Source organism: Planococcus circulans (assembly GCF_020023385.1).
In the GTDB taxonomy this organism is placed as follows: domain Bacteria; phylum Bacillota; class Bacilli; order Bacillales_A; family Planococcaceae; genus Planococcus.
Genome location: NZ_JAIQCL010000005.1, coordinates 177415 through 203474, shown reverse-complemented (window position 1 = coordinate 203474; position 26060 = coordinate 177415). Strand labels below are relative to the sequence as shown.

20 protein-coding genes and 1 other annotated feature are annotated in these 26060 nt (G+C 47.5%); of the genes, 18 read left to right on the top strand and 2 right to left on the bottom strand.

Annotated elements, in window-relative coordinates; genetic code table 11:
• Window positions 1-2: 2 nt before the first annotated feature.
• From clpX to K8U60_RS10485, 11 genes are all read left to right on the top strand, one after another.
• Window positions 3-1274: an ATP-dependent protease ATP-binding subunit ClpX gene (gene clpX / locus K8U60_RS10535; RefSeq protein ID WP_223638300.1), complete on the top strand. Its 1272-nt coding sequence runs from the start codon at window positions 3-5 to the stop codon at window positions 1272-1274.
• 867 nt (window positions 1275-2141) lie between these two features.
• Window positions 2142-4469, top strand: coding sequence for an endopeptidase La (gene lon, locus K8U60_RS10530; RefSeq protein WP_223638297.1), 2328 nt, complete (start codon window positions 2142-2144; stop codon window positions 4467-4469).
• A complete protein-coding gene (yihA, locus tag K8U60_RS10525; protein ID WP_223638294.1) occupies window positions 4466-5047 on the top strand; it encodes a ribosome biogenesis GTP-binding protein YihA/YsxC in 582 nt (193 codons plus the stop codon). The genes lon and yihA overlap by 4 nt, the downstream gene beginning before the upstream one ends.
• A gap of 473 nt (window positions 5048-5520) precedes the next feature.
• On the top strand, window positions 5521-6894 hold the full coding sequence (hemA, locus tag K8U60_RS10520; RefSeq protein WP_223638292.1) for a glutamyl-tRNA reductase: 1374 nt from the start codon (window positions 5521-5523) through the stop codon (window positions 6892-6894).
• An 84-nt stretch (window positions 6895-6978) separates the two neighbouring features.
• The gene (gene ccsA, locus K8U60_RS10515) at window positions 6979-7809 is read left to right on the top strand and encodes a cytochrome c biogenesis protein CcsA (protein WP_223638290.1); all 831 of its coding nucleotides are present in this window, start codon (window positions 6979-6981) and stop codon (window positions 7807-7809) included.
• A gap of 17 nt (window positions 7810-7826) precedes the next feature.
• A complete protein-coding gene (gene hemC / locus K8U60_RS10510; RefSeq protein WP_223638287.1) occupies window positions 7827-8756 on the top strand; it encodes a hydroxymethylbilane synthase in 930 nt (309 codons plus the stop codon).
• Window positions 8749-9450: a uroporphyrinogen-III synthase gene (locus K8U60_RS10505; protein ID WP_223638284.1), complete on the top strand. Its 702-nt coding sequence runs from the start codon at window positions 8749-8751 to the stop codon at window positions 9448-9450. The genes hemC and K8U60_RS10505 overlap by 8 nt, the downstream gene beginning before the upstream one ends.
• Window positions 9447-10430 (top strand): porphobilinogen synthase, encoded by a 984-nt coding sequence (gene hemB, locus K8U60_RS10500; protein WP_223638280.1) that lies wholly within the window; start codon window positions 9447-9449, stop codon window positions 10428-10430. The genes K8U60_RS10505 and hemB overlap by 4 nt, the downstream gene beginning before the upstream one ends.
• Window positions 10427-11713, top strand: a complete 1287-nt coding sequence (hemL, locus tag K8U60_RS10495) for a glutamate-1-semialdehyde 2,1-aminomutase (RefSeq protein WP_223638277.1) — start codon at window positions 10427-10429, stop codon at window positions 11711-11713. Before hemB ends, hemL begins: the two co-directional genes overlap by 4 nt.
• A gap of 474 nt (window positions 11714-12187) precedes the next feature.
• The gene (locus K8U60_RS10490) at window positions 12188-13243 is read left to right on the top strand and encodes an AbrB family transcriptional regulator (RefSeq protein WP_223638274.1); all 1056 of its coding nucleotides are present in this window, start codon (window positions 12188-12190) and stop codon (window positions 13241-13243) included.
• Between the two features lie 21 nt (window positions 13244-13264).
• Window positions 13265-13486: a binding site (T-box leader), on the top strand.
• 50 nt (window positions 13487-13536) lie between these two features.
• Window positions 13537-16170 (top strand): valine--tRNA ligase, encoded by a 2634-nt coding sequence (locus tag K8U60_RS10485; RefSeq protein WP_263298641.1) that lies wholly within the window; start codon window positions 13537-13539, stop codon window positions 16168-16170.
• A 370-nt stretch (window positions 16171-16540) separates the two neighbouring features.
• Here K8U60_RS10485 and K8U60_RS10480 read toward each other — a convergent pair whose 3' ends face one another.
• Together K8U60_RS10480 and K8U60_RS10475 are read right to left on the bottom strand one after the other, a co-directional pair.
• Window positions 16541-17338: an ATP-grasp domain-containing protein gene (locus K8U60_RS10480; RefSeq protein ID WP_223638271.1), complete on the bottom strand. Its 798-nt coding sequence runs from the start codon at window positions 17336-17338 to the stop codon at window positions 16541-16543.
• On the bottom strand, window positions 17335-18198 hold the full coding sequence (locus K8U60_RS10475) for an ATP-grasp domain-containing protein (protein ID WP_223638268.1): 864 nt from the start codon (window positions 18196-18198) through the stop codon (window positions 17335-17337). Before K8U60_RS10475 ends, K8U60_RS10480 begins: the two co-directional genes overlap by 4 nt.
• A 71-nt stretch (window positions 18199-18269) precedes the next feature.
• Here K8U60_RS10475 and K8U60_RS10470 point away from each other — a divergent pair, with 71 nt between their 5' ends.
• The 7 genes from K8U60_RS10470 (at window position 18270) to K8U60_RS10440 (ending at window position 26056) form a co-directional block, all read left to right on the top strand.
• Window positions 18270-19457 carry a bifunctional folylpolyglutamate synthase/dihydrofolate synthase gene (locus K8U60_RS10470; RefSeq protein ID WP_223638265.1) on the top strand — a complete coding sequence of 396 codons (1188 nt, stop codon included), beginning with the start codon at window positions 18270-18272 and terminating at the stop codon, window positions 19455-19457.
• Between the two features lie 51 nt (window positions 19458-19508).
• Window positions 19509-21212: a sensor domain-containing diguanylate cyclase gene (locus K8U60_RS10465; RefSeq protein WP_223638262.1), complete on the top strand. Its 1704-nt coding sequence runs from the start codon at window positions 19509-19511 to the stop codon at window positions 21210-21212.
• Between the two features lie 218 nt (window positions 21213-21430).
• The gene (locus K8U60_RS10460) at window positions 21431-22030 is read left to right on the top strand and encodes a type IV pilus modification PilV family protein (RefSeq protein ID WP_223638260.1); all 600 of its coding nucleotides are present in this window, start codon (window positions 21431-21433) and stop codon (window positions 22028-22030) included.
• A 1-nt stretch (window position 22031) separates the two neighbouring features.
• Window positions 22032-22505, top strand: a complete 474-nt coding sequence (locus K8U60_RS10455; protein WP_223638258.1) for a PilW family protein — start codon at window positions 22032-22034, stop codon at window positions 22503-22505.
• A gap of 19 nt (window positions 22506-22524) precedes the next feature.
• Entirely contained in the window at window positions 22525-24027 is a 1503-nt protein-coding gene (locus K8U60_RS10450) for a hypothetical protein (RefSeq protein WP_223638256.1), read from the top strand.
• Window positions 24028-24060: 33 nt separating this feature from the next.
• Complete coding sequence (locus K8U60_RS10445) at window positions 24061-24471, top strand: hypothetical protein (RefSeq protein WP_223638253.1); 411 nt, start codon at window positions 24061-24063, stop codon at window positions 24469-24471.
• Window positions 24461-26056: a VanW family protein gene (locus K8U60_RS10440; protein ID WP_223638250.1), complete on the top strand. Its 1596-nt coding sequence runs from the start codon at window positions 24461-24463 to the stop codon at window positions 26054-26056. The genes K8U60_RS10445 and K8U60_RS10440 overlap by 11 nt, the downstream gene beginning before the upstream one ends.
• Window positions 26057-26060 lie beyond the last annotated feature (4 nt).

The window sequence follows — 26060 nt, the reverse complement described above, 5'->3', positions numbered from 1 at the left end:
CATTGTTCAAATTCAATGACGAGAAAGAGCATTTAAAATGTTCGTTTTGTGGCAAACCACAAGAGCAGGTTCGTAAACTGGTCGCAGGACCGGGTGTTTATATTTGTGACGAATGTATTGAGCTTTGTACGGAAATCGTAGAAGAAGAGCTTGGTACGGACGAAGAAGTAGAATTTAAAGAAGTGCCTAAGCCAAAAGAAATTCTGGACATTCTGAACGGTTATGTAATCGGTCAGGAAAAAGCCAAAAAATCATTGGCTGTAGCAGTTTATAACCACTACAAACGCGTCAACTCAAACAGCAAGATCGATGATGTTGAGTTGTCGAAATCCAATATCGTCCTAATCGGACCAACAGGAAGCGGTAAAACGTTACTTGCTCAAACTTTGGCCCGTATTCTGAACGTACCGTTTGCCATTGCAGACGCAACTTCATTGACGGAGGCCGGCTATGTCGGTGAAGACGTGGAGAACATCCTATTGAAGCTGATCCAAGCTGCAGATTATGATGTGGAGCGCGCAGAAAAAGGAATTATCTATATTGATGAAATCGATAAAGTGGCTCGTAAATCCGAGAATCCATCGATTACACGTGATGTTTCCGGTGAAGGCGTACAGCAGGCCCTTCTGAAGATTTTGGAAGGCACTACTGCAAGCGTACCACCTCAGGGCGGACGCAAGCATCCTCATCAGGAATTCATCCAAATCGATACGACGAACGTTTTGTTCATCGTAGGTGGAGCTTTCGATGGAGTGGACCAAATCATTAAGCGCCGTCTCGGCAATAAAATCATCGGTTTTGGTGCAGATCCGAACAAAGAAGAATTGGACGACAAATCATTGCTTAGCCAATTGATTCCGGAAGATCTTCTGAAATTCGGTTTGATTCCAGAGTTCATCGGCCGTTTGCCTGTATTGGCAAGCCTTGAGCAATTGGATGAAAAGGCATTAGTCGAAATTTTGACTGAACCTAAAAATGCATTGATCAAGCAATACCAGAAGATGATGGAGCTTGATGGCGTCAAATTGACTTTCGAACCTGAGGCATTGGTTGAGATTGCAAAACTGGCAATCGAACGCAAAACTGGTGCCCGCGGACTGCGGTCAATCATCGAGAACACGATGCTAGAAGTCATGTTTGACTTGCCGTCACGTGAAGATATTGTTGAATGTGTCATTACAAAAGAAACCGTTGCGGATAGCGTGCAGCCGAAATTGATCTTAGAAGATGGCTCAGAATACGTTAAAGGCAATAATGAGAAAACATCCGCGTAAATGAGTGGAACTTCACCCAGTGGAAAAAATCTCACTGAGTGGCAGTTGAACCAATCAAAAGGATGATACGGGCTGACTCTGATCGTGCGCATCCGCGCGTTCTGGAGTTGGTCCGTTTTTATTAGAAAAGCGGAAGCGGCCTTTTAGCTCCGACAAGCGCTGGAAGCCTTGCCGGTAATGGCGTTCTTCAGCCATTGCTGGAAAGGCTGACGCGACTCGAGGAGCTGGCCGCTGGAGCTGGACAAAAAGAAAAGCGGACGCGGCCGTTTAGCTCCGACAAGCGCTGGAAGCCTTGGCGGTACTGGCTTTCTTCAGCCATTGCGGCCAAGGCTGAAGCGACTCGAGGAGCTGGCCGCTGGAGCTGGACAAAAAGAAAAGCGGAAGCGGCCGTTTAGCTCCGACAGGTGTAAGACGATCTGGCGAAGCGGCGTTTCTTCAGCCGCACAGCCGGAGTGGCTTACATCCCGAGGAGCTGGTCGCTGCAGCTGGACAAAGAAAAGCGGAAGCGCCTGTTTAGAACCGACAGGCTTAAGGCAGTTTGTCGAAGCGGCGTTTCTTCAGCCGCACAGCCGGAGTGGCTTACATCCCGAGGAGCTGGTCGCTGCAGCTGGACAACGAAAAGCGGAAGCGCCTGTTTAGAACCGACAGGCTTAAGGCAGTTTGTCGAAGCGGCGTTTCTTCAGCCGCACAGGCAAGCGGACTTAAGACCCCGGGGTTCTAGGCGCTAGAGCTGGACAAAGAAAAGCGAAAGCACCTGTCAAGGCTCGACAATTCAAGTGCGGAAGCGAAAAAAGCAGTGCTTAAGGTTATATACATAGCTGGGCGCTGCAGATTCATGTTGAAAATATTCCCGGAGGTGACTTCCATATGGCTAAGAAAAAAGTAACTAAAAATGTACCTTTATTACCGTTGAGAGGGCTTCTTGTATTTCCGACGATGGTGTTGCATATAGATGTCGGCCGTGAACGGTCCATCGCAGCGCTGGAACAGGCGTTGCTGGAAGACAATATTATCTTTTTGGCAACTCAAAAAGACATGAGCACAGAACAGCCGGAAAAAGGAGATCTCCATAAAATCGGTACCTTGGCCTACGTCAAACAGATGCTGAAATTGCCGAACGGCACAATCCGTGTACTGGTTGAAGGTTTGGAACGCGGACAAATGAACAATTATGAGGAAGCCGAAAACTTTACCGTTGTTGAAGTGACTTCATTCCCGGATGAAACAGAAAGAGACGCAGAACAGGATGCCCTGATGCGTCTATTGCTGGAGCATTTTGAGAATTATGGCAAGAGTTCGAAAAAAGTCAGCACGGAAACCTACAATACGGTGGCGGATATTGAAGAACCGGGCCGCTTGGCGGACATGGTCGCTTCCCATCTTTCCATGAAAGTGGCTGCCAAACAGGAAGTATTGGAAACTTTTGATATCAGCAAACGCTTAGAATTGCTGATTACGCGCCTGCACAGTGAACAGGAAGTAGTGGATCTGGAAAAACGAATCAACCAGCGTGTCAAAAAAGCAATGGAACAAACTCAAAAAGAATTTTATTTGCGCGAGCAGATGAAGGCGATTCAAACTGAACTTGGCGACAAAGACGGCAAATCAGCTGAAGTAGTCGATCTGAAAAAACGGATTGAAGATGCGAAAATGCCGGAGTCCACCCAAAAAGTGGCGTTCAAGGAATTGGAGCGTTACGAAAAATTGCCTTCGGCAGCTGCGGAAAGCGGCATTATCCGTAACTACATCGAGTGGCTAGTGACGATTCCGTGGTCAGAAGCGACAGAAGACCGCCTTGATATTAAATACGCTGAAGAAGTGTTGGACCGGGACCATGATGGACTGGAAAGCGTCAAAGAACGCGTGTTGGAATATCTGGCTGTTCAGCAGATGACCAACTCACTTCGCGGACCGATTCTTTGCCTTGTCGGACCTCCTGGTGTGGGTAAAACCTCTCTGGCGAAATCGATTGCTGAATCATTGGACCGCAATTTCGTCCGTGTTTCACTCGGCGGCGTCCGTGATGAATCGGAAATCCGCGGCCATCGCCGGACGTATGTCGGTGCAATGCCGGGCCGGATCATTCAAGGGATGAAAAAAGCGGGTACTGTGAATCCAGTTTTCCTGCTGGATGAAATCGACAAGATGTCGAATGATTTCCGCGGCGATCCATCTTCTGCGATGCTGGAAGTGTTGGACCCGGAACAGAATAATTCGTTCAGTGACCATTACATTGAAGAAACCTACGATCTCTCCAATGTGCTTTTCATCGCGACTGCCAATGATCTTGGGTCCATTCCAGGACCATTGCGCGACCGCATGGAAGTCATTTCGATTGCCGGCTATACCGAAGTCGAAAAACAGATGATCGCAAAAAATCATTTAGCACCGAAACAATTGAAAGAACATGGATTAACGGACGAGCAGCTGCAGTTCAACGACGAAGCTTTGCTTAATATCGTCCGTTACTACACGCGTGAAGCCGGTGTCCGTGGCCTTGAACGCCAAATCGCTTCCATCTGCCGCAAAGTGACCAAGCAGATCATCTCGAAAGAGAAAGAGCAGGTTCATGTCGGTGCAGCGGAAGTGGAAGAATATCTTGGCAAACGCAAATTCCGTTACGGCATGGCTGAAACGGAAAACCAGATCGGCGTCGCAACAGGACTCGCCTATACAACGGTCGGGGGAGATACGCTTCAAATCGAAGTGTCCCTATCAGCTGGTAAAGGCAAACTGCAATTGACCGGTAAATTGGGCGATGTCATGAAGGAATCTGCGCAGACGGCTTTATCGTTTGTCCGCGCCCGTGCCGAATCTCTTGGAATCGATCCGAATTTCCATGAGTCGCACGATATTCACATCCATGTCCCTGAAGGCGCAGTTCCAAAAGACGGCCCTTCAGCGGGGATCACCATTGCTACAGCGCTGGTATCTGCCTTGACGAAACGTCCGATCCGCCGCGAAGTCGGCATGACCGGTGAAATTACGCTGCGCGGACGCGTTCTGCCAATCGGTGGAATTAAAGAAAAAACCTTGAGTGCCCACCGTGCAGGCCTCAAGACCATCATCCTGCCGCTTGATAACGAGCGTGACCTGGAAGATATCCCAGAAACAATCCGCGAAGAGTTGACCTTTAAACTGGTCTCTCAAGCAGATGAGGCATTGGAAATTGCCTTAGAAGGAGAAATTGAATGAAGGTTAACAATGTAGAACTAGTAATCAGTGCCGTCCGTCCGGATCAATATCCGGAAGACGGCCTGCCGGAATTCGCTTTAGCCGGACGCTCGAACGTCGGTAAATCGTCTTTCATCAACAAAATGATCGGCCGTAAAAGCATGGCCCGCATTTCATCCAAACCCGGCAAGACACAGACCTTGAACTTCTATAAAATCGAAGAAAAGCTGTTCTATGTCGATGTTCCAGGATACGGCTATGCCAAAGTATCGAAAAGCGAACGTGAAGCATGGGGCAAGATGATCGAACGCTATATCACAGACCGCGAACCCTTGCGCGCTGTCATCCAAATCGTCGACTTGCGCCACCCGCCAAGCCGAGACGATATCGCCATGTATGATTTCATGAAGCACTTTGAAATCCCATGCATCATCATCGCCACCAAAGCGGATAAAATCCCTAAAGGCAAGTGGGACAAGCACAAGAAAATTGTCCGCACTGCGCTCGACATGGACAAATCCGATCCATTGATCATCTTCTCATCCGAAACTGGACTGGGCAAAGACGAAGCATGGAAAGAAATCGAAAGCAGAATGTAACGAAACAAAGCGCAGCCTCCGGGCTGCGCTTTTTTGTAAGATATATTAATTTGATATGATATACTCCGCAAACTAACTTTTGAAAACCATATTTGTTCATCAATGCATTAGCTTCGTGAAGTGGCTGTTGGAGATTGCCATGCTGCTTTTGCGGGAGTCTCCGCTGATTTGCTCCAGATGCTTAGCGTACCAACGAGAAAGAGAATGGCTAATGATAGAAAAGCGTCCGCCTGGAGCGAATTTTTCCCGCTAAACAAAAGAATTCCCCATTATTAATCCTCTGAGTTAACAGGTAATTCCGACTAAGAGCGTTATACTTGTAGACAACAAAAGCCTTTGCTACTATTAGTTTATAATAATTATAAATAAGCCTTATATTCATGCCTTGTTCACAATTTCAAAAGCATAATAAACAAAATAAGTGGTATACTAAATTTATAGGAAATATTGAACGTGAAAGGTGTTTTGTACCCATGCATACATTAGTAGTCGGGGTGAATTATCGCTCTGCACCCGTGGAGATCCGCGAAAAGCTTTCATTCATAGAACATGAGCTGCCACAGGCGATGCAGGCGCTAAAAGAACAAAAAAGCATATTGGAGAACGTGATCGTTTCCACCTGTAACCGGACGGAAATCTATGCGGTCGTGGACCAGCTTCACACAGGAAAGTATTATGTGAAGCAATTTCTTGCTGATTATTTTGGCCTGCCCCAAGAAGCCATTTCTCAGTATTTATTTGTCTATGAACAGGACGAAGCGGTTGAACATTTGTTCCGTGTAACGGCTGGTATCGACTCAATGGTATTGGGCGAAACGCAGATTCTTGGGCAAGTGAAAAGCAGTTTCCTTGCTGGCCAAGAATATGGCACGACAGGAACCGTGTTTAACCAACTGTTCAAACAGGCCGTAACGTTGGCGAAAAAAGCGCATTCTGAGACAGCCATTGGCGAAAATGCAGTTTCTGTATCTTACGCGGCGGTTGAACTCGGCAAGAAGATTTTTGGCACGCTTAAAAACAAACATGTTGTTATTTTAGGCGCCGGAAAAATGGGCGAATTGGCCATCAAGAACCTTCAGGGAAGCGGGGCTGACCGCGTAACGGTCATCAACCGGACATTCGAGAAGGCAGAATTGCTTGCCGGCAAATTCGGCGGCAAAGCGAAGCCCTTGAACCAATTGCAATGTGCCTTGCTTGAAGCGGATATCCTGATTTCCTCAACGGGATCAGCAGACTTTGTCATCGACCTTGAGTTGATGCAGTTTGTAGAGAAGCTTCGCAAAGGCAAACCGTTATTCATGGTGGATATCGCAGTTCCACGTGATATGGATCCCCGCATCGGCGAATTGCCGAATGTGTTCCTGTATGATATCGATGACATGCAGGGGATTGTGGAAGCGAATCTGGCAGAGCGTGAACGCGCAGCTGGCCAAATTATGACCATGATCGATCAGGAAGCTCTTCAGTTCAATGACTGGCTGACAACGCTTGGCGTCGTACCGGTAATTTCTGCGCTTCGTCAAAAAGCACTTGGCATACAGGCTGAGACAATGGCGAGCATTGAAAACAAAATGCCGGATTTGACTGACCGTGAAAAGAAAATTCTCAACAAACATACCAAATCGATCATCAATCAGTTGTTGAAAGATCCGATTCTGCAGGCGAAGGAAATGGGTGGAGCGCCTAAATCACGTGAGCAATTGGAATTATTCATGCAAATTTTCGGTATTGAAGATGAAGTTGAGCAAGAGATAGAAAAACAATCGAAAGCACCACAAAAGAAAACGGATAAAGCCGTTCTTCAAACCCAGCAATCAACAACTGAAACTCCCAAATATTCATTTTAAGCTTTCTAAAAGAGGCGTTTTCGGATCTATATGTTAAAATGTAGAGACGGAACGCCTTTAACTATGGAAACGAAGGGGAATGGGATGGCTGATATAACAATGGCAAGGCTGCACGAAGCTATGGTTATACTATATGCTGTCAGCCTTGTTTTTTATTTTATAGACTACTTATATAAAGAGAAGAGAGCCAGCCGGATCGCCATGAGCTTGCTCGGCATTGTCTGGGTACTGCAAACGATCTTCCTGGGCTTGTATATCTTCGAGACCCAGCGATTCCCGATATTGACTTTGTTTGAAGGCATTTACTTTTATGCCTGGCTCTTAGTGACGCTGTCGCTCGTTCTGAGGATTTTCTACCGCTTTGATTTTGCTGTATTTTTCATCAATATCATCGGGTTCATCTTCATGACGATCCATACGTTCGCACCGGTCCAGATTGAACGGTCGCCTGTAGGGGAAGCATTGGTATCGGAATTATTGTTCATCCACATCAGCTTCGCGATTCTTTCCTATGTGGCTTTCTCCCTGTCGTTCGTTTTTTCGGCGCTTCACATGATTCTCTATAGAATGCTGAAGCAGAAAAAATGGACCAAGCAATGGGCAAATTTGCCATCACTTGGCCAAACGCAGCAATTCATGACGATTTCAATCCTCGTCGGAATTTCGCTGCTGTTCGTGTCGTTGGTGCTGGGGCTGCAATGGGCATTTATTTCGCTTGCTACGTTCTCCATATTCGACATGAAGATCGTTGGATCATTCATCTTGCTGGTGGTCTACAGCTTCGTGCTGTGGTGGCACCGCAAAGGTTCATTGAATGGGATGAATTACGCTCTGGCCCATACGTATGCATTTTTACTGCTGCTGATCAATTTCTTTTTAGGCAGCCGATTATCTGAATTTCATTTTTGGTATTAAAGAAGGGTAGGATTCATTTGAGAAAAATTATTGTAGGTTCAAGAAGAAGCAAGCTGGCGTTGACACAAACCAACCAGTTTATCGATAAGTTAAAAGCGGCGGGATCGCCATTTGAATTTGAAATCAAGGAAATCGTCACGAAAGGCGATCGCATTGTTGATGTTATGCTGTCAAAAGTCGGCGGCAAAGGTCTTTTCGTCAAAGAAATTGAACAGGCACTGTTCAATAAAGAAATCGATTTTGCTGTCCACAGCATGAAGGATATGCCTTCTGTATTACCGGAAACCTTGACGATCGGCTGTATTCCAGAACGCGAAGACCCGCGCGACGCGTACATCGCCAACGACCATGTGAAATTATTGGACCTTCCGATTGGAGCAGTTGTCGGAACAAGCAGCCTGCGCCGCAGTTCACAGCTTTTGCTGTTGCGTCCGGACCTTGATATCCAATGGATCCGCGGTAACATCGATACACGTCTTGCAAAATTGAAGGCGGGCGATTTTGACGCCATCATTTTAGCAGCAGCCGGATTGAAGCGGATGGGCTGGAAAGATGATTTGGTGACAGAATTCCTGGAAGTCGACGAGTGCCTTCCGGCTATCGGTCAAGGCGCGTTAGGGATTGAATGCCGCGAAGAAGACGAAGAACTGTTGGCTGAACTTGCTAAACTTAATCATGAAGAAACAGCTTTGGCGGTTAATGCAGAACGCAAATTCCTGCGTGATATGGATGGCAGCTGCCAAGTGCCGATTGCTGGATATGGAACTGTGAAGGATGGAGAAATCACATTTACAGGATTGATCTCTTCACCCGAAGCGGATCAGGTGTTCAAGGAAACAGCGATCAGCCGTGACCCGGTCGAAGCCGGCCGTGAAGTGGCTGAGAAAATCAGTGCACAAGGCGGCTACGACTTGATTCAACGCGTTAAAGCTGAGAGCAATGTCTGAGAAAGCTCTTTTGCTTCAAGGCGAAACCATCGTTTTCACCGGCTCCAGAGAACCGGAGGAAGCGGTTCACCTTGCACAATCTCTGGGAGCAAAGACGCTTTATGTACCGCTCGTCACCACTGAAGTCCGTCAGTTGGACAAGCCGGACCTCAATGGCTACGACTGGTTGATTTTCACAAGCCGGACCAGTGCGCAGGCATTTTGCCAGCTTGGTGAAAATGTGACGGCGAAAATTGCGGCTGTCGGCGACCAGACGGCTGCCGTACTGCAGCAGCATGGCTACACCGTTGACTTTATTCCACGGGTTTTTAGTGCCGATCATTTCATCCAGGAGTTTCCGGTGGTTTCCGGCAAAGTCAACTGCCTGTTCATCAAAGGCAATTTAGCGAGAAACACCATTGCTTCGATGCATATGCAAGTGGATGAATGGACGGTCTACGATACCGTGATGAATTTAAACAATGCAAAAAAACTGGTGGACCTGAAAAATGTCATCATTCTATTCGCCAGCCCTTCTGCCGTGTCGGCATACCGGCAGGCAGGGGGAGACTGGTCGGATATCCGCACCGCTGCCATTGGCCATGTAACGAAACAGGCCATTGAGGCAAACGGCGGAACTGTGGATTTCACTCCTAAAAAATATACTTATCTGGAAGTCATCAATGAAATAGCGAAAGGAAGTTTACCGAAATGAAAGAATTGAATTTTAACCGTCACCGCCGTTTACGCGGTTCTGCCAATATCCGGTCGATGGTCCGCGAAACGAGCTTACATAAAGAGGATTTCATATATCCGATTTTTGTCGTTGAAGGCGAGAACATCAAACATGAGATTTCATCAATGCCAGGTGTTTACCATTATTCACTGGATAAATTGGGTGAAGAACTGGACGAAGTTGTGGATCTTGGAATTCCTTCTGTCATTCTTTTCGGCGTACCGAACGAAAAAGACGCAGTCGGCACACAAGCTTATCACGATCATGGCATCACGCAGGAAGCGATCCGTTTTGCGAAAAATCGCCATCCGGAACTGGTGGTCATCGCTGATACATGCCTATGCCAATACACCGATCACGGCCATTGCGGCGTCATCGAAAACGGCGTTATTCTGAACGATGAATCCTTGGATCTGTTGGCGCGTACTGCAGTATCTCAGGCAAAAGCAGGAGCTGACATCATCGCCCCATCGAATATGATGGACGGTTTTGTTGCTGCAATCCGCTATGGCTTGGATCAGGCAGGCTTTGAAAATACGCCGATCATGTCTTACGGCGTCAAATATTCTTCCGCTTATTATGGTCCTTTCCGTGAAGCGGCTCACTCAACGCCTCAATTCGGCGACCGTAAAACCTACCAGATGGACCCGGCAAACCGCATGGAAGCTTTGCGTGAAGCAACTTCTGACGTTCAAGAAGGCGCAGATTTCATGATCGTCAAACCCGCATTGTCTTATTTGGACATCATCCGCGAAGTCCGCGATAATTTCGATATCCCGATTGTCGCTTATAATGTTTCAGGCGAATACGCCATGGTCAAAGCGGCAGCGGCGAACGGTTGGATCGATGAAGAGAAAATCGTTTTGGAAACCTTATTGAGCATGAAGCGCGCAGGAGCGGATATCGTAATGACCTATCACGCAAAAGATGCAGCACGCTGGTTGGAGGGAACTAAATGACATACGAAAAATCATCGGCAGCATTCACAGAAGCTAAAAAACTAATGCCGGGCGGCGTCAACAGCCCGGTCCGTGCGTTTAAATCGGTCAATATGGATCCGATCTTCATGCAATCCGGAAGCGGAGCGACCATCACAGACATCGACGGCAATACGTATATCGATTACGTCCTGTCATGGGGGCCGCTGATTCTGGGCCATGCCCATCCGGAAGTCGTCAAAGCGATTCAGGAAACGGCAGCGCTTGGAACATCATTCGGCGCACCGACTGAACTTGAGAACACCATGGCGAAATTGGTCATGGAACGCGTTCCTTCGATTGAAATGGTCCGCATGGTATCTTCAGGCACGGAAGCGACGATGAGTGCATTGCGTGTAGCACGTGGCTATACCGGCCGCGATAAGATCTTGAAATTTGAAGGCTGCTACCATGGCCACGGCGACAGCCTGCTGATCAAAGCAGGTTCAGGCGTCGCGACGTTGGGTTTGCCGGATTCACCGGGTGTTCCAGCGTCGATCGCTAAAAATACGATTACCGTTCCATACAACGACCTTGAAAGTGTCCGCATGGCTTTCCAGGAATACGGCGACGATCTGGCTGCCGTTATTGTAGAACCGGTTGCGGGCAATATGGGCGTTGTGCCGCCAAATGAAGGCTTTTTGATGGAGCTCCGCAATTTGACGCACGAAAACGGCACGATTTTGATTTTTGATGAAGTCATGACCGGTTTCCGTGTCGGCTTCAATTGCGCACAAGGCTATTTCGGCGTAACGCCGGACATGACTTGTCTCGGCAAAGTCATCGGCGGCGGATTGCCGGTCGGTGCGTTCGGCGGCAAACGTGAAATCATGCAGCAGGTTGCACCAAGCGGATCGATCTATCAGGCTGGAACCTTGTCAGGTAACCCACTGGCGATGCGTGCAGGCTTTGAGACGTTGTCCCGTCTGACGGAAGAAAGTTACGACGTGTTCATCGAACGCGGCGACCAGCTTGAAAAAGGTTTCCGTGAAGCGGCGACGAAATACAATATCCCGCATACCGTCAACCGTGCAGGTTCGATGATCGGGTTCTTCTTCACAAACGAAGAGGTAGTCGATTTCGAGATGGCGAAAACTTCGGACACGGAGTTGTTCGCGGATTATTACCGCTTGATGGCGGAAGAAGGCATCTTCCTGCCACCGTCCCAGTTTGAAGGCATGTTCCTATCGACTGCCCACACGGAAGAGCATATTGCAAAAACCGTGGAAGCATTCCATACTGTATTCGCTAAATTGGCACGTTAATAAAGTTTGATGGTATTTTTATTTGAGGATATTCCGCAACACAGCTCCTAAAAACCCAGTGCTCCTGCATCGCTGCGCTAGCTTCGTCGCAAAGATACGGCCCGAATTCCTTTCGGTCGTATCTTTCCTACGGGCTTGCGCCGAACTAACTCGGGCTAAACGCCCGAGTGGATTTCCTCTATATCGTTGCACTGCTCCCGCGGGAGTCTCCGCTGTGTTGCTTCATATCCTTTAGGTAGAAGTAATATAAGATGTACTGGCTTTACAGAATAGTTTAGGGTTTGTGGACATTAGGTAAGTTCGTTAATTAAAAATAGTTAAGAGCGTTGAAGCGTCTGGGTCATCCAGATGCTCCAGCGCTTTTTTTCGGTTATTGATAAATAGAAAGACTGCGGGTGGATAACATCTACTGCCCACGAATGGAGGTCTTTCGTGTAACATAGAAAGAAATAGCAGCGCTTGGAAAAAGGAGGGATGATTGTGAGGCCATTTATTATGACCGCGCTCATAGCGGCGGCAGCGGGAGCGGTGTTTGAAGTGGCCGGGATGTTCCTGCCTTGGCTGCTTGGGCCGATGTTCGCCTTGCTGTTGGTCAATCAATTTACGAAAATCCCTTTATACTGGCCAAAAATTCTGCGGACAGTGGGGCTGGTGATGCTCGGTGTGCAGATCGGTTCCTCGTTTACGCGGGATGCAGTGCTGTTGATGGTGGTGGATTTGCCGTACATGGCGTTCATGACGGTATCGGTCGTGGCGCTGTCGATTGGGCTCGGCTTATTGTTCAAGCGCATGGTCCATGAAAGCCTGGCGACCAGTTTGCTTGGATCGATCCCCGGCGGCTTGGCGCAGATGGTGGTTATTGCAGAAGACGTCAAGTCAGCGAACATCACCGTCGTGACGATGATACAGACGATCCGGATTTTCATGGTAGTGACCATTGTGCCGTTCCTGACGATTTTTCTGAACGGCAGAGGCGCAGGGGAAATGGAGCAGCAGCTCTTTGCGTTTTCACCGCTGTTATTCGTTATGGCGTTCGTTGTCGGATGGGCGCTTTACGCCGGCATGAAAAAAATCGGCTTTCCTGCTGCTGAACTGCTGGCGCCAATTCTCACAATGGCCGTCGTACAGACGGTTTCAGGCGATGTCCTGATCGATATGCCGTACTGGTTGATTGCGATCGCACAAGTGTGTATCGGAGCGAATCTCGGCTTGCAGATGGAAGGGATCGGCGATAAGCTGACGTTCCGTTTGGGTGCTGCGATTGTTTTGAATAATATCCTGCTGATCGGCTTTACTGTCTTGATTGCCTTCGTGTTAACGGCTTGGCTGCCGGAATACATATTCCTCGACTTCTTCTTAAGTGCAGCACCCGGCGGCATCGCGGAAATGGCGATCACGGCGCTCGCCGTTGGAGGAGATGTGGCACTCATCACCGGCTTCCAGCTGTTCCGTTTGTTCTTCATCCTGCTGGTGGCGGCGCCGCTTGTATCATTCATTGTAAAAAAACTTGACGCTAAAAGCGGATATTGAGTACAATAAGGGTAATTAGATAATCATGCGTTGAAGAGGATAGTAGAATGTGCGTGCATTTCAGAGAGAAGGCTGATTGGTGAGAGGCTTTCATGGACACATATTTGAATGTCACCTCGGAGCAGTTGCCGTGAACAGAGTAGCGGGAACCGGACTTAACATCCGTTATGAAACTTGAGAGCCAGGTCTGAAAATGGACCTGTGTATAAAGGTGGTACCGCGAAAAACTCCTTCGTCCTTTACAGACGACAGGAGTTTTTTGCGTTGTGCCAGAAATTAAAGGAGGAATTCCAATGACTGAACAGATGTCGACTAAGTATGATCCGCAATCGATTGAAAAAGGGCGTTACGATTGGTGGGTCAACAACAAATTCTTCGAAGCGAAACCGGAAAGCGGCAAAACGCCGTATACCATTGTGATTCCCCCGCCGAACGTTACCGGCAAGCTGCATTTAGGGCATGCCTGGGATACAACTTTGCAGGATATCATGACGCGTATGAAACGCATGCAGGGCTTTGATGCACTATGGCTTCCAGGAATGGACCACGCCGGCATCGCGACGCAGGCGAAAGTGGAAGGCAAGCTGAAAGAAGAAGGGCGTTCACGCTACGATTTGGGCCGTGAAGCATTTCTTGAAGAATCATGGAAATGGAAAGACCAGTACGCTGGCCATATCCGTGAGCAATGGTCAAAATTGGGCTTAGGCCTCGATTATTCCCGTGAGCGTTTCACATTGGATGACGGCTTGTCGAAAGCGGTGCGCGAAGTATTCGTGAAATTATACGAGAAAAAGCTGATTTACCGCGGCAAGTACATCATCAACTGGGATCCGGCGACGAAAACCGCCATTTCGGATATTGAAGTAATCTACAAAGACGTACAAGGTGCGTTCTATCATATGCGCTATCCGCTTGCAGACGGCAGCGGCCACATTGAAATCGCGACTACCCGTCCGGAAACGATGCTTGGCGATACAGCCGTAGCGGTTCACCCGAAAGACGAGCGCTACCAGCATTTAATCGGCAAAAAAGTCATCCTTCCGATCATCGGCCGTGAAATGGAAATTGTTGCGGACGATTATGTAGACATGGAATTCGGAAGCGGCGCTGTTAAAATTACGCCTGCCCATGACCCGAATGACTTTGAAATCGGCAATCGCCACAACCTGGAACGCGTCCTGATCATGCACGAAGACGGTTCGATGAACGAAAACGCCGGAAAATACGAAGGGCTTGACCGTTTCGAATGCCGCAAGCAGATCATCAAAGACCTGCAGGACATGGATGTTCTATTCAAAATCGAAGAGCACCTGCATTCAGTTGGCCATTCAGAACGCAGCGGGGCAGTTGTCGAGCCTTACCTATCGACACAATGGTTCGTCGACATGCAGCCTTTAGCTGCGGCTTCGGTGGAAGCGCAGAAAACAGATGCGGGCGTCAACTTCGTACCGGATCGTTTCGAGAAGACGTACCTGCACTGGATGGAAAACATCCGCGACTGGTGTATTTCGCGCCAACTTTGGTGGGGACATCAGATTCCAGCCTGGTACCATAACGAAACAGGCGAAATCTACGTAGGTCATGAAGCACCGGCTGACGCTGAAAACTGGACGCAGGATGAAGACGTTCTGGATACGTGGTTCTCATCTGCCCTATGGCCGTTCTCGACACTCGGCTGGCCGGAAGAAAATGATGATTTGAGCCGCTACTATCCGACCGATGCTTTGGTTACGGGTTACGATATCATCAATTTCTGGGTATCCCGCATGATTTTCCAGGCGCTTGAATTCACTGGTGAAAAACCGTTTAAAGACGTGTTGATCCATGGTCTTGTACGTGACGCGGAAGGACGTAAAATGTCCAAATCGCTCGGCAACGGCGTCGATCCGATGGATGTCATTTCGGAATACGGAGCGGATTCGCTGCGCTACTTCCTGGCGACCGCCTCATCACCTGGCCAGGATCTCCGCTATTCGAACGACAAAGTCGAGTCCGTTTGGAACTTTGCCAATAAAATCTGGAACGCTTCCCGTTTCGCGTTGATGAATATGGAAGGCATGACGTACGACCAAATCGATTTGTCCGGCAAGAAATCCGTAGCGGATTCATGGATCCTGACCCGTTTGAATGAAACCATCGAACAGGTGACGGAACTTGCAGAACGCTATGAATTCGGTGAAGTGGGACGCTCGCTCTACAACTTCATCTGGGACGATTTCTGTGACTGGTACATCGAAATGTCAAAATTGCCATTATACGGCGAAGACGAAGAAGCGAAGAAAATGACGCGTTCGGTTCTTGCCTATGTACTGGATAACACGATGCGCCTATTGCATCCGTTCATGCCGTTCATCACGGAAGAAATCTGGCAGAACCTGCCGCATCAAGGCGAATCGATCACAATCGCCGCATGGCCGACAGTGGATGATTCCCTGACGGACCAAAGCCAGTCTTCAAGCATGAAGCTGTTGATGGATGTCATCCGTTCCGTACGGACCATCCGTGCGGAAGTGCAGTCGCCGATGAGCAAGAAAGTGCCATTGACGATTTCAGCGAAAGACGCGAATACGCATGCCGTACTTGAAGCGAACGCAGCGTACATCGAACGTTTCTGCAACCCGGAAACATTGACGATCGGCCAAAACATCGAAGCTCCTGAAAAGTCGATGTCAGCTGTCGTGTCCGGTGCTGAGTTGTTCATGCCGCTTGAAGGCTTGATCGATATCGATGCAGAGCTTGCGCGTCTGAACAAGGAACTGGAAAAATGGGCGAAAGAAGTGAAACTCGTCAGCGGTAAGTTGTCGAATGAACGCTTTGTTTCCAAAGCACCTGAAGCCGTTGTTGCAGAAGAACGTGCGAAGCAAGCCGATTACGTGGAAAAACACGCAACGGTTGAAAAACGCATTGTAGAATTGCAGAACCTGTAACAGATGAAAAAACCGCTTTCCCAAATGGGAGAGCGGTTTTTGCGGTTTAGCGGCATTTTACAAACTATGATGTTGAAGTTATGGAGCGAAATTTTATACACCGCTTCGGACGTTTTGGGCATAGCTCCCGCAAAAAGCCAGGTAAAAAACGCCAGTCTTTTTGCTTCGCTTAGCCCTGGGACGCGCCGGCGCTAAAATACAATAAGAAAAATGTGAGCCTAATTCTTTTGCTGTTTTATTAAAGGATATGGAGCAACACAGCGGAGACTCCCGCGGGCAAGCTAGCGCAGCGATGCAGGAGCACCGGGCTTTTAGGAGCTGTGTTGCGGAATATCTAAAGGTGAAAAAACGAGTACGATTTATACAGCTACTACTTCGGCCGATCTTCCCGCCGGAAAGGTGCATACTTTTCAAGTTTCCGCATATGCTCCACTAATAGCTCGGCGATGTTTTCATCATGTGTTTCGTAAAAGGAACGGGCACCGACGGGATCTTCGATTTCATTGAACAGGTGCCGACCATCCTCGAGCAGCAGAAAGTCGATGCCGATATAATCGCTGTTCAAAGCGCGAGCGATCCGCAGAACATCTTTTTCCTGCGCGGCGCTAAGGACGGTTTTCTCGATGCTCCCACCAAGTGAGTAATTGGCCTTGAAGGAACTCTTGGCACTGCGTTTGACGGCACCGACGACTTCTGTGCCAATGACATAGGCGCGGACATCAGCCTGGTGCTCAACGACTGGCTGAAAAATAAGTGGGGAAGCGGCAGTTGGAATGTCTTCAGCCTTATCAACGAGCCATACCTCCGAACCGCCATGACCGTCAGCTGTTTTGGCGATGCACGGAAATTCCGTCGCTTCCCGGTGGGTCGGAACTGACGGTACACCAAGCAACAGGAACAACTGGTAGCTTTGCCATTTGTCGTTGGCGATGCGGTTGACTTCGGCCCGGTTCACCAGGTGGATGCCTTGGTCTTCCAGAAACCGGGCAGCTTCAGGGTGCCGAGCGCGAAACAGGACAGTTTCACCCTGCAACTTATCCACAAGCATTGCTTGGCCTTTTTCGCTCCAGTCGTCCCATTGGACCAGCCCGAAATCGCCAAAGCGCTGCAATTCTTCGATAAATCCATAGTTGCGTTCAGCATCCGCTGTTTCGTAGAGAAGTTTCATGTTAAGTCCTCCAGTATATAAGCAATCATGGCATCTGCGACATTGACTCCCGTGACATTTAGGATATTGCGGATATGGGCGGCAGCATTCACTTCACATACCAAGGGCTCTTCATCTTCGCCGAACAGCAGATCGACTCCGGCGAAAGTTGCACCGACTGCCTGAGCGGCTGCGAGTGCGAGTTCCTGCTGGGCTGCGGTCAGTTCGATGGGTGAAGCTACGCCGCCATTGGTGATGTTGGCGCGGAAATCGGTGTCCGAATGGCGATACATGGCAGCGACAATCCTTCCGCCGACAATATTGACGCGGATGTCACGGCCGCGGCTCGTAGCGATGAACTCCTGAAATACAAAATCGATTCCTCGAAGACTGTCGACTTTTTCGTAGAACTGCTCTTCGGTTTCGATCAAGTAGACCTTCATGCCGAATGAGCCATGGCCTTCCTTGATGATCATCGGCAGCTTCAGCCGGTCGATGATCTCTTCGAAATAACCGGAATCCATAATGGAGAAATTCGGGTAGACTTTTGGCGCGACAATCGTTCGTGGCATCGGCAAGCCTTCTGCAGCCAGCTGGACGTATTGTGTGGCTTTATTATCACATAAATCGATGACGGAAGGGTCGTTATAGACCGGTACGCCTCGACTCTTCAAAAAATATCCAAGCAAGATATCTTTATCCAATAATATTGCAAAATCAGGTATACTGAAGTTAACTGATAAATCCATCACGGTTTCGTAGTTTTTCTTGATCGTTACGGCGATGCCGGCTTTTTCTGCAGCTTCGGCGACAAGCCTGGCTTGGTCTGCAAACTTATCGGAAACCAGGCTTCCGTTGTAAATAACCCAACAACTCGTCATATCCATTCCACCTTCGTGCTATAATCATACTCAAAAAGTGTATCATGTTTACCGCGGAAAAGAGGCTTCTTATGATAATTGGACTTGAACAATACAAAAGCAAATGGAATATACATACAGATTCGGCGATCCATCCGGGACTGGAGGCCATAACGGCTGCGCTGGAAGAGCTGGGGAATCCCCACCAGAGCGGCAGGTTCATTCATTTGGCAGGAACCAATGGAAAAGGATCAACAGCTACGTTCCTGTCAGCCATCCTCCAAGCGCATGGCTATCGCGTCGGCAATTTCTATTCGCCCTGCATTGAAGATCTTCACGATCAAATCCAGATCAACGGGGAACCCGTCAGTCCGGCTGAACTTAGCCAAGTCATGGAACGCTTAAGCCGCTTACAAACGCCTTTGACGGATTTTGAGCTGTTGACAGCTGCGGCTTTCGTCGTTTTCCAGGAACAATCGCCTGATTTTGCGATCATTGAAGCCGGCATGGGTGGAGCGCTTGACAGCACCAATGTCATCGATTCCGAAATTGCCATTATTCCATCGATTGCTATCGACCATACCCGTTTTCTGGGGGATACAATAGAAAAAATTTCCCGCCATAAAGCAGGAATCATTAAGAAATGGAAGCCTGTCGTCATCGGCGAGCTGCCGGATCCGGCTATGAAAATCGTTCAGGAAACGGCTGACCGCCTGCACGCCGAAGTAATATGCCCTACCCAGAATATTGCTGTTCCATTGAAGTTAAAAGGGCCGCATCAGCAAAAAAACGCCTCATTGGCAATGGAAGCGGCTAAAGAACTGCTTGGACTGGATTTCAATGAAGACAAAGCGTTGCTCGGCCTCGAATCCGCAACACTTGCATACCGGTTTGAAGAAGTCTATCCAGGAGTCATTTTTGACGGCGCCCACAACAAGGCGAGCATCGATGCATTGGTTGCGACGATAAATGATACATTTCCAGGGCGGCCGGTCCACATCGTCATGGGGATATTCAAAGACAAGGATTATGTAAGTGTCCTGCGCAAACTGGAAACGGTCAGCGATCATTTCACCTTTATTGATTTTGATAATGAACGTGCGTTGCCAGCCGAAATATTATTTGATGAAAGTAAAAGTAAAAGAAAGACAATTACAAATTTATGTGATATATTACCTGTGTGCTACAAAGAAGAAGTGACTATAGTCACAGGTTCACTGCATCTTCTCGTTTTATTGCGCAATACCGCGAAATCCTTTTTTCAGCATTATCAAGCATAGTCTTTGAATAGCGCGAACATCATTTAATTCGTTTCAGAAAGGGAAGATGGCATGGGGAGAAATTTAACACGAAAAAAAATTCTTTGGTGCCTATGGGCCATAATAGTTCCAGCTGGCCTTGTGCTTGTTTATCATTTCTTCCCGCCATCTGTAGCCGACCCGTGGAATTTACTGGCGTATGTGCTGTTTTTTGTATTGATGAGCTTGATGCCGATGAACATCAACGGCGCTTCGACTTTTTTGGTGCAATGGGTGACGGTGGCCTTGTTCCTGAAGTATGGCCTTTTTATCGAAATGCTGGTGTCCCAAGCCTCGATGCTGATTGTGCTGTACCGAATCCGGACGAATGAAGAACAATCGCTTCGGATTCCATTCAACTCATTGATGTTCTTCCTGGTTTCCCTCATCGCTGGACTCGCTTATATCGGTGCTGGCGGTCAAATCGGATCCCTGGAATTGTCGCATGTCATTGTCTACGGCTTGATATTCCAAGTGGTTTCCGTTGTCAGCAATCAAGTCATCTATAAGTTATATGATTATACGACCGGCAATCGCAGCAAATTCTTTTCTATCGATGCCATCTGGGATTTTGCCTTGATGCTGGTAATTTTCCCATTTGCGGTTTCTTTGTACATCTTTGAATCGCATATTGGGGTTCCGGCACTTGTTTTACTGGGCGTTCCATTTTTTATCATGGCCGCTGTCATGAAGCGCTACACCAGCTCCGAACAAGTGAATATTGATTTGAAAAGAGCCGGAGCCATTGGCCATCAGCTTGCTGACCGCTTGGAAACCGATGAAGTGCTCGACCAGTTTGTCGTGCAGGTGGCTAAGATGTTTAAAGTTGAATACGCTTATGTCATCGATTACCGGGATGGCCAGCAACAGATGCTGCGGATTTATGAAAACAATCAGCTGCAGCCGCGTAAAATTGCTTCGATTCCTTATAATAAAGGAATTGCCGGCAGAGTTATCATCACCAATGAGGCTTATATTTATGACGAAAAAAGCCAGTGGCGGGACCTGAACACCGGAAACCTTCCGAAAGATACGGAAAGCTTGATGGCTACGCCGATTGCCCGTAATAACAAAACAGAAGGCGTACTGGTATTGGCATCGAGAAAGAGATACGCTTTTACTAAGCATCAGCTGCAGATTTTGGAAATCCTGAGTACGTATTTTGCCGTATCGCTGGAAAAAACCAGCTATATGCAAAAAGTCATCGCAAAAAGCGAACGTTGTGGACTGACTAAATTATACAATTACCGCTATTTGGATGAAAGTCTGGAAAGCTGTATCGCAGATATGCATAAAGGCAATCTGGAGCAGCTGTCGCTGATCATGATGGACATCGATCATTTCAAGAGCATCAATGATCGCTACGGCCACCAAAGCGGCAATGATATTTTGGTTCAACTGGCTGCTATCCTCACAGAGGAAATCGGCGAAGAAGGAACCATCGCTCGTTACGGTGGTGAAGAATTTGTAGTATTGCTCGCGGACTACAGCAAGGACCTGGCCATGCTGCTCGCTGAAAACTTGCGCAGACGCATCGAAAAACATGAATTCCTCATTGAGAGTGATCTGGGAGATGACCGGGGCAAACAGATTGTCCACATCACTTTAAGCATCGGGGTATCCACTGCGCCGGAAGACAGCGATGAAGGCATGTCGCTAATCCGGAATGCAGATAGAGCCTTGTATATTGGAGCCAAACAAGCCGGCCGCAATAAAGTAGCGGCCTATTCAAAATAAGACTACAGCAGGAGAGATTTCCTGCTGTAGTCTTTTTTCCTATTTTGAAAAGAGTTTTATTGTTATTTTTAACAATAAATTTTGAAGTTCATGATAAAACACTGTTCAATGGGGCGGAAAGAATGTAATAATGTAGCTAAGTTGATATTTAGATAAAAAGTTTCTTTTAATAGGAATAAAAAGGTATATATTCATGTACGTTTGAGGAGGTGAAGCCGATGAGTATGAATGATAAAGGATTAACCTTAGTCGAAGTATTGGCAGCGGTGGTCATATTAGGCATCCTGTTCGTCGGCATTATGTCCATCTTCCCTCAAATGACCTTATTTAACGCGAAAACAGAAACCAAACTGGATACCATGAACCTGGCGAGGCAGGAGATGGCTTCTTCTATAACATCGTCTAAGTGGGAAAAAATTTTAGTCACTAGTCCGACCGATCCAACATCACTGGAACCTCAGTTTCTTTCTAAAGAAAAAATAAAAACAGAGATGCAAGCTTTAGGGTACATCGAAGATAGTGAAAATTCGGTTGTTGCAACACCGTATACCATGGCCTCCTTTATTCGTTATAAGAAAGAAGGTGAGTATCGCTACGAAATGGATGTTTACCTCCAGTGCGAACCTTTTTTATTTAAAGATCCAGCTGCAAGTGGAGTGGGAAGCAAAATTCCATGTGCAAAAGGTGATCGCACTAAATTGCACAAAATTCATTTAAAAGTTTTTAGTAACAAAAGTTCCCTTAATGGAAGTTATCACATGAGTAGTGAGACTTATTCTTATATCCGGTATGTGGCTAAAAAGCCGGGAGGTGGATAAGTTGAAGTTGAATCAAAAAGGAGTCACCTTAGTCGAATTGCTTGCTGGGCTAGTACTGGTCTCTATCATAGCGTCCATTGCCTGGACTACACTGTCAATTGCTTTTAAACACTCAGCGGTAGAAACCAGCAAAACACAGCTGCAGCAAGAAGCAAACCTTGTAGTAACCAAACTCACCAATAAACACCGGAAAAATGACTATTATTATTTGAGAACAAGCGGCGCTATACCTGAAATAAAGACTTGCAATGATTCTGGAGCAGCTATTGTATGTGAAGGGTTCATGAACTTGACAGATACTAACTACCTTTACAGTGGAACAATTAATGGCATAGAGTTTGCAAATTGGGATCCGTCAACGAAAATCGATCCAAAGAACAAACATGTAGATTTGGTTTTAAAAGTTGCCGACCCTATCAAATCTACAAGGTCGGTTGAAGTCAAAACGACTCTAACAAGGATTTTGACCAATTAGGGCTAAAGGGGAGCGAGCGATGAAGTACAAGGGAAATGAAAAGGGCTACGCATTAGTTATCGTTTTATTGCTAGTCGTTTTGGTAATGGGTATCTCTGTAGCTTTTATATCTGGTTCTCTGAATAACGCTAAACAAGAAAAGACAGTTGATCTTTCCAATCAATCGGTAGCCGCTGCTGAGATGGGTATCCTCTACTATTCAACCGATTTCGAACGATCACTTGATTTGATCAAGCAAGAAGTATTAAACCAGACTCGCTTGGAGCTGGATAAAATTGTCGCTTGTTTGTATTCGAGCAATAAAACGGCCTGTGATACCTCAGCTGAACGAAAAGCGTGGGAACAAAATATCGACCTTCAAATGAAGCGGCTATATGTGGAAAAAATTCTGGTTAAAGTCAATGAATTAATCAAAATCAACGGAGTACCTACGGAACCGTTCACTTCGACCCAAACCAAATACACTCCAGAAACATGGAAGTTGATGAACGTCACTTATACAGATAATGAACTTAGATTGCTTAGCAACGTGTTAATCGATCGCATAGTGAGCAAGGGCAAACTAGAAGTGGAAATGGAAGTGAAAGGGACGTCACTGAGTTCTCCTAAAACCTTAAACTCTTTATTTACTGTAACTATTCCAACTTCATTTTTGAATCCGGGTGAAGTTTACAATGTAGATCAAGAAATCATTTCAGGCAATGAAAACGCTACTTATCAGGATATTTTCAAATTGACTCCGCCTACTCAATCCTGTGATACCTTGCTGGCAAGCGTCATTGCAAATACAGCGATTGCACCATATGAATGCAAAATGACCGGCGACGAAAAACTATCCGCGTTTATTGCAAAAGTTACGGCAGCTGGAAAAAATCCAGTTGACTTTTGGGTACACGTAGATGATTTTCAGAAGAATGTCTGTACATCCAACTGCAACTCTATTGATTTTTTAGGAACTAATGTTGTAGTAAAAGCAAGTGATACGGGGGCAACATCCAATATGAACAACTTGGTGAATGGAAACCTGATCATCAGTGGTACGTTAACCACAGAGCAGAACATGAACAACTTAGGGAAAAATATGTCTAAACAAACGATTGTTTTAAAAGAAATGAATGTTGGAGGTAACATCAAAAACTTGTACTATACCAATTTGATGGTCCTCGGAAATGATGCAGGCAGTGATTCACGTTTGTATGTAGGCGGACAATTTCAAATCGACAACTACTCAAGGCTCTGTATGGATATAGACAGAATTCGTCAAGCGGATTTGGATCGATTGGCTTCTACTATTGAAGTGACGAACAGCGGAATGATTATTTATTATTCTGCGGTTCCTGAAAAGACATTTAAACTTACAGGATTGGATGCGGAAAAACGGACCGCTTTGTTCGTGAAAAGAAATATCAATTATGCTACGTTCCTGGAGAATTGTGGCATCTCCATCAAAAGCACCCAAACCGTTCCGATCTCGTCACCCATAGTTGTCGATACAAATTTTGATTTTGAAGTCGATTATTAATACGAAAAACAACAAGGCATTAGGAGGACTTTTATGATACGCATACTGATTTTCATCATTCTGGCGGCAGTGGTTTTGCCGCTTACTTACCTACTTTTCAAACAGGTGCCGCTCGCTAAGCGGATGACCATTGCCGGAGGCGGACTTGCCGCTGCCGGGATTGCGATACTGATGCAGGGAGCGTATGCCTGGTACATCGTGGCTTTGGCTTTGCTGGGTGTGTCGTTTCTGGCCGCTTTCATCTTCATGAAGCTGGTCGAAAAAGAGCAAAACGAAAAGCAGCGCATGATGGAAGAGCGCCGCGAGCAAAAGCAGAAAAACACCAAAACCTATTTGGCGACAACAGAAGAAACGCCTGTTGCTGAAGCACCAATAGAAAAGCCGAAACCGTTCGGTATGCAGTCGATTGATGCCGATCGAGAGGAGATTACCCGTGGACAATAAATTATTTGGATTGACTTTTGCAGCCGTTTTCGGCTTAGCGCTATTCGTATTCGGAGCGACCAATGCGGGCGCTTATGCTGTGGATAACTGGCTGTTTCCGACAGAGGAATTCGGCGACAACACGTATATCGGCACGACCGATGTTTCCAATATGGAAGTGGCCTCAGCGAAAATGCTGTTTGCCGGCCAGTCAGAAACTTGGCGCGCAGATGCTGAACTGCATGTCACTTACCAGGATGCAACAGAACAGTACCCACTGGAAAATGCGCAGATTTTACTCGATGAAACAGTGGGCAGTGCAGAGACCGGTTCGCAGAACGGCTTTGTTTTCCAGCTGTCGCCGGATACAACCGGGGCGTTCTTAGCCGAGCATTTCCCCGTCGCCGCTTTTTCGGAAGCAGACGTAGAAGCTATCAATGAGAAGCTGGAAACAGCACTCCAGGTAGGGCAGACAAAAACGAATGTAGCAATCAGCGATGACAGCCTCAGCTTATCCCGTGAAAAAGTGTCGGATGTGGTATTTCCGGCAAGTTTCTCAAGCCTCAACAGTTCAACGGTCATCGATGCCCTGGACGGCATCCAATTAGCACCGGGAACACAGTTTTCATTTCTTGAATTTATTGCGGAGCTTCCGCTGACAGATATCAGTGATGGGGAGCTGACGCAAATCGCTTCAGCCATTTATGGCGCATTGCTGCAGACCAATTTCCAAATAGATGAACGCAGCATCGGTTCACAGGTTCCCGCTTCGATTCCGCTTGGACAGGAAGCGGCGATCAACCGCCAGCTTGCAATCGACTTTGTCTTCACCAATCCGAATGACAGTTCGTTCACGTTGAATCTGTCGAAATCCAGCGATTCAGTGAACGCATCCATCAGCGGTTATCCGTTCGTCTATTCCTACGCCATCGGCATTACGGAAGAAACGGATATCCAGCCGCGCTTGATCAAGCAATACAGTGCATTTGTCACGAGTGGCAATAAAGTCGAAGAAACAGGCTTGTCCGGCAAGCGGCTGAATGTCATCCGGACGATTCTGGAAGATGATGAACCATTGGAAGTCGAGACGGTATCGAATGATTTTTATCCGCCAGTCCACCGTGTGGAAGTCTATCCACTCACGCAGCCTGCAGCGCCGGAAGCTACAGTTCCAGTCGCCGGTGAACCTGGATTCATCGATGCCAATGGAGACGGCATCCATGACGGTACCACGACGACGCCTATAGCGGGACAACCGGGTTTTGTGGATGCGAATGGCGATGGGATCCATGATGGTCCGACAACACCGCCGACTTCCGGGCAACCCGGATTTGTCGATGCCGATGGAGACGGTGTCCATGACGGAACAACCGTACCGCCGACCGCTCCAACAGTCGGCCAACCAGGCTTTATTGATGAAAATGGCGATGGTGTCCACGACGGCACCGTTACTCCGGAAGTTCCGACAACCGGCCAACCAGGCTTTATCGATAGGGACGGAGACGGCGCACACGACGTGCCGGCACCAACTGATCCGGCAACCGATCCGGATAAACCCGATAAAAAACCGGTCTATGATAAAGGCGGCAAGATCGTAACAGAGTAAGTGC

What these genes read in the sequence shown, in the direction of transcription:
- lon (WP_223638297.1), top strand. Translation starts at nt 2,142, where the DNA reads ATGGCTAAGAAAAAAGTAACTAAAAATGTACCTTTATTACCGTTGAGA.
- yihA (WP_223638294.1), top strand. Translation starts at nt 4,466, where the DNA reads ATGAAGGTTAACAATGTAGAACTAGTAATCAGTGCCGTCCGTCCGGAT.
- hemA (WP_223638292.1), top strand. Translation starts at nt 5,521, where the DNA reads ATGCATACATTAGTAGTCGGGGTGAATTATCGCTCTGCACCCGTGGAG.
- ccsA (WP_223638290.1), top strand. Translation starts at nt 6,979, where the DNA reads ATGGCTGATATAACAATGGCAAGGCTGCACGAAGCTATGGTTATACTA.
- K8U60_RS10505 (WP_223638284.1), top strand. Translation starts at nt 8,749, where the DNA reads ATGTCTGAGAAAGCTCTTTTGCTTCAAGGCGAAACCATCGTTTTCACC.
- hemB (WP_223638280.1), top strand. Translation starts at nt 9,447, where the DNA reads ATGAAAGAATTGAATTTTAACCGTCACCGCCGTTTACGCGGTTCTGCC.
- hemL (WP_223638277.1), top strand. Translation starts at nt 10,427, where the DNA reads ATGACATACGAAAAATCATCGGCAGCATTCACAGAAGCTAAAAAACTA.
- K8U60_RS10490 (WP_223638274.1), top strand. Translation starts at nt 12,188, where the DNA reads ATGATTGTGAGGCCATTTATTATGACCGCGCTCATAGCGGCGGCAGCG.
- K8U60_RS10485 (WP_263298641.1), top strand. Translation starts at nt 13,537, where the DNA reads ATGACTGAACAGATGTCGACTAAGTATGATCCGCAATCGATTGAAAAA.
- K8U60_RS10480 (WP_223638271.1), bottom strand. Translation starts at nt 17,338, where the DNA reads ATGAAACTTCTCTACGAAACAGCGGATGCTGAACGCAACTATGGATTT.
- K8U60_RS10475 (WP_223638268.1), bottom strand. Translation starts at nt 18,198, where the DNA reads ATGACGAGTTGTTGGGTTATTTACAACGGAAGCCTGGTTTCCGATAAG.
- K8U60_RS10470 (WP_223638265.1), top strand. Translation starts at nt 18,270, where the DNA reads ATGATAATTGGACTTGAACAATACAAAAGCAAATGGAATATACATACA.
- K8U60_RS10465 (WP_223638262.1), top strand. Translation starts at nt 19,509, where the DNA reads ATGGGGAGAAATTTAACACGAAAAAAAATTCTTTGGTGCCTATGGGCC.
- K8U60_RS10460 (WP_223638260.1), top strand. Translation starts at nt 21,431, where the DNA reads ATGAGTATGAATGATAAAGGATTAACCTTAGTCGAAGTATTGGCAGCG.
- K8U60_RS10450 (WP_223638256.1), top strand. Translation starts at nt 22,525, where the DNA reads ATGAAGTACAAGGGAAATGAAAAGGGCTACGCATTAGTTATCGTTTTA.
- K8U60_RS10445 (WP_223638253.1), top strand. Translation starts at nt 24,061, where the DNA reads ATGATACGCATACTGATTTTCATCATTCTGGCGGCAGTGGTTTTGCCG.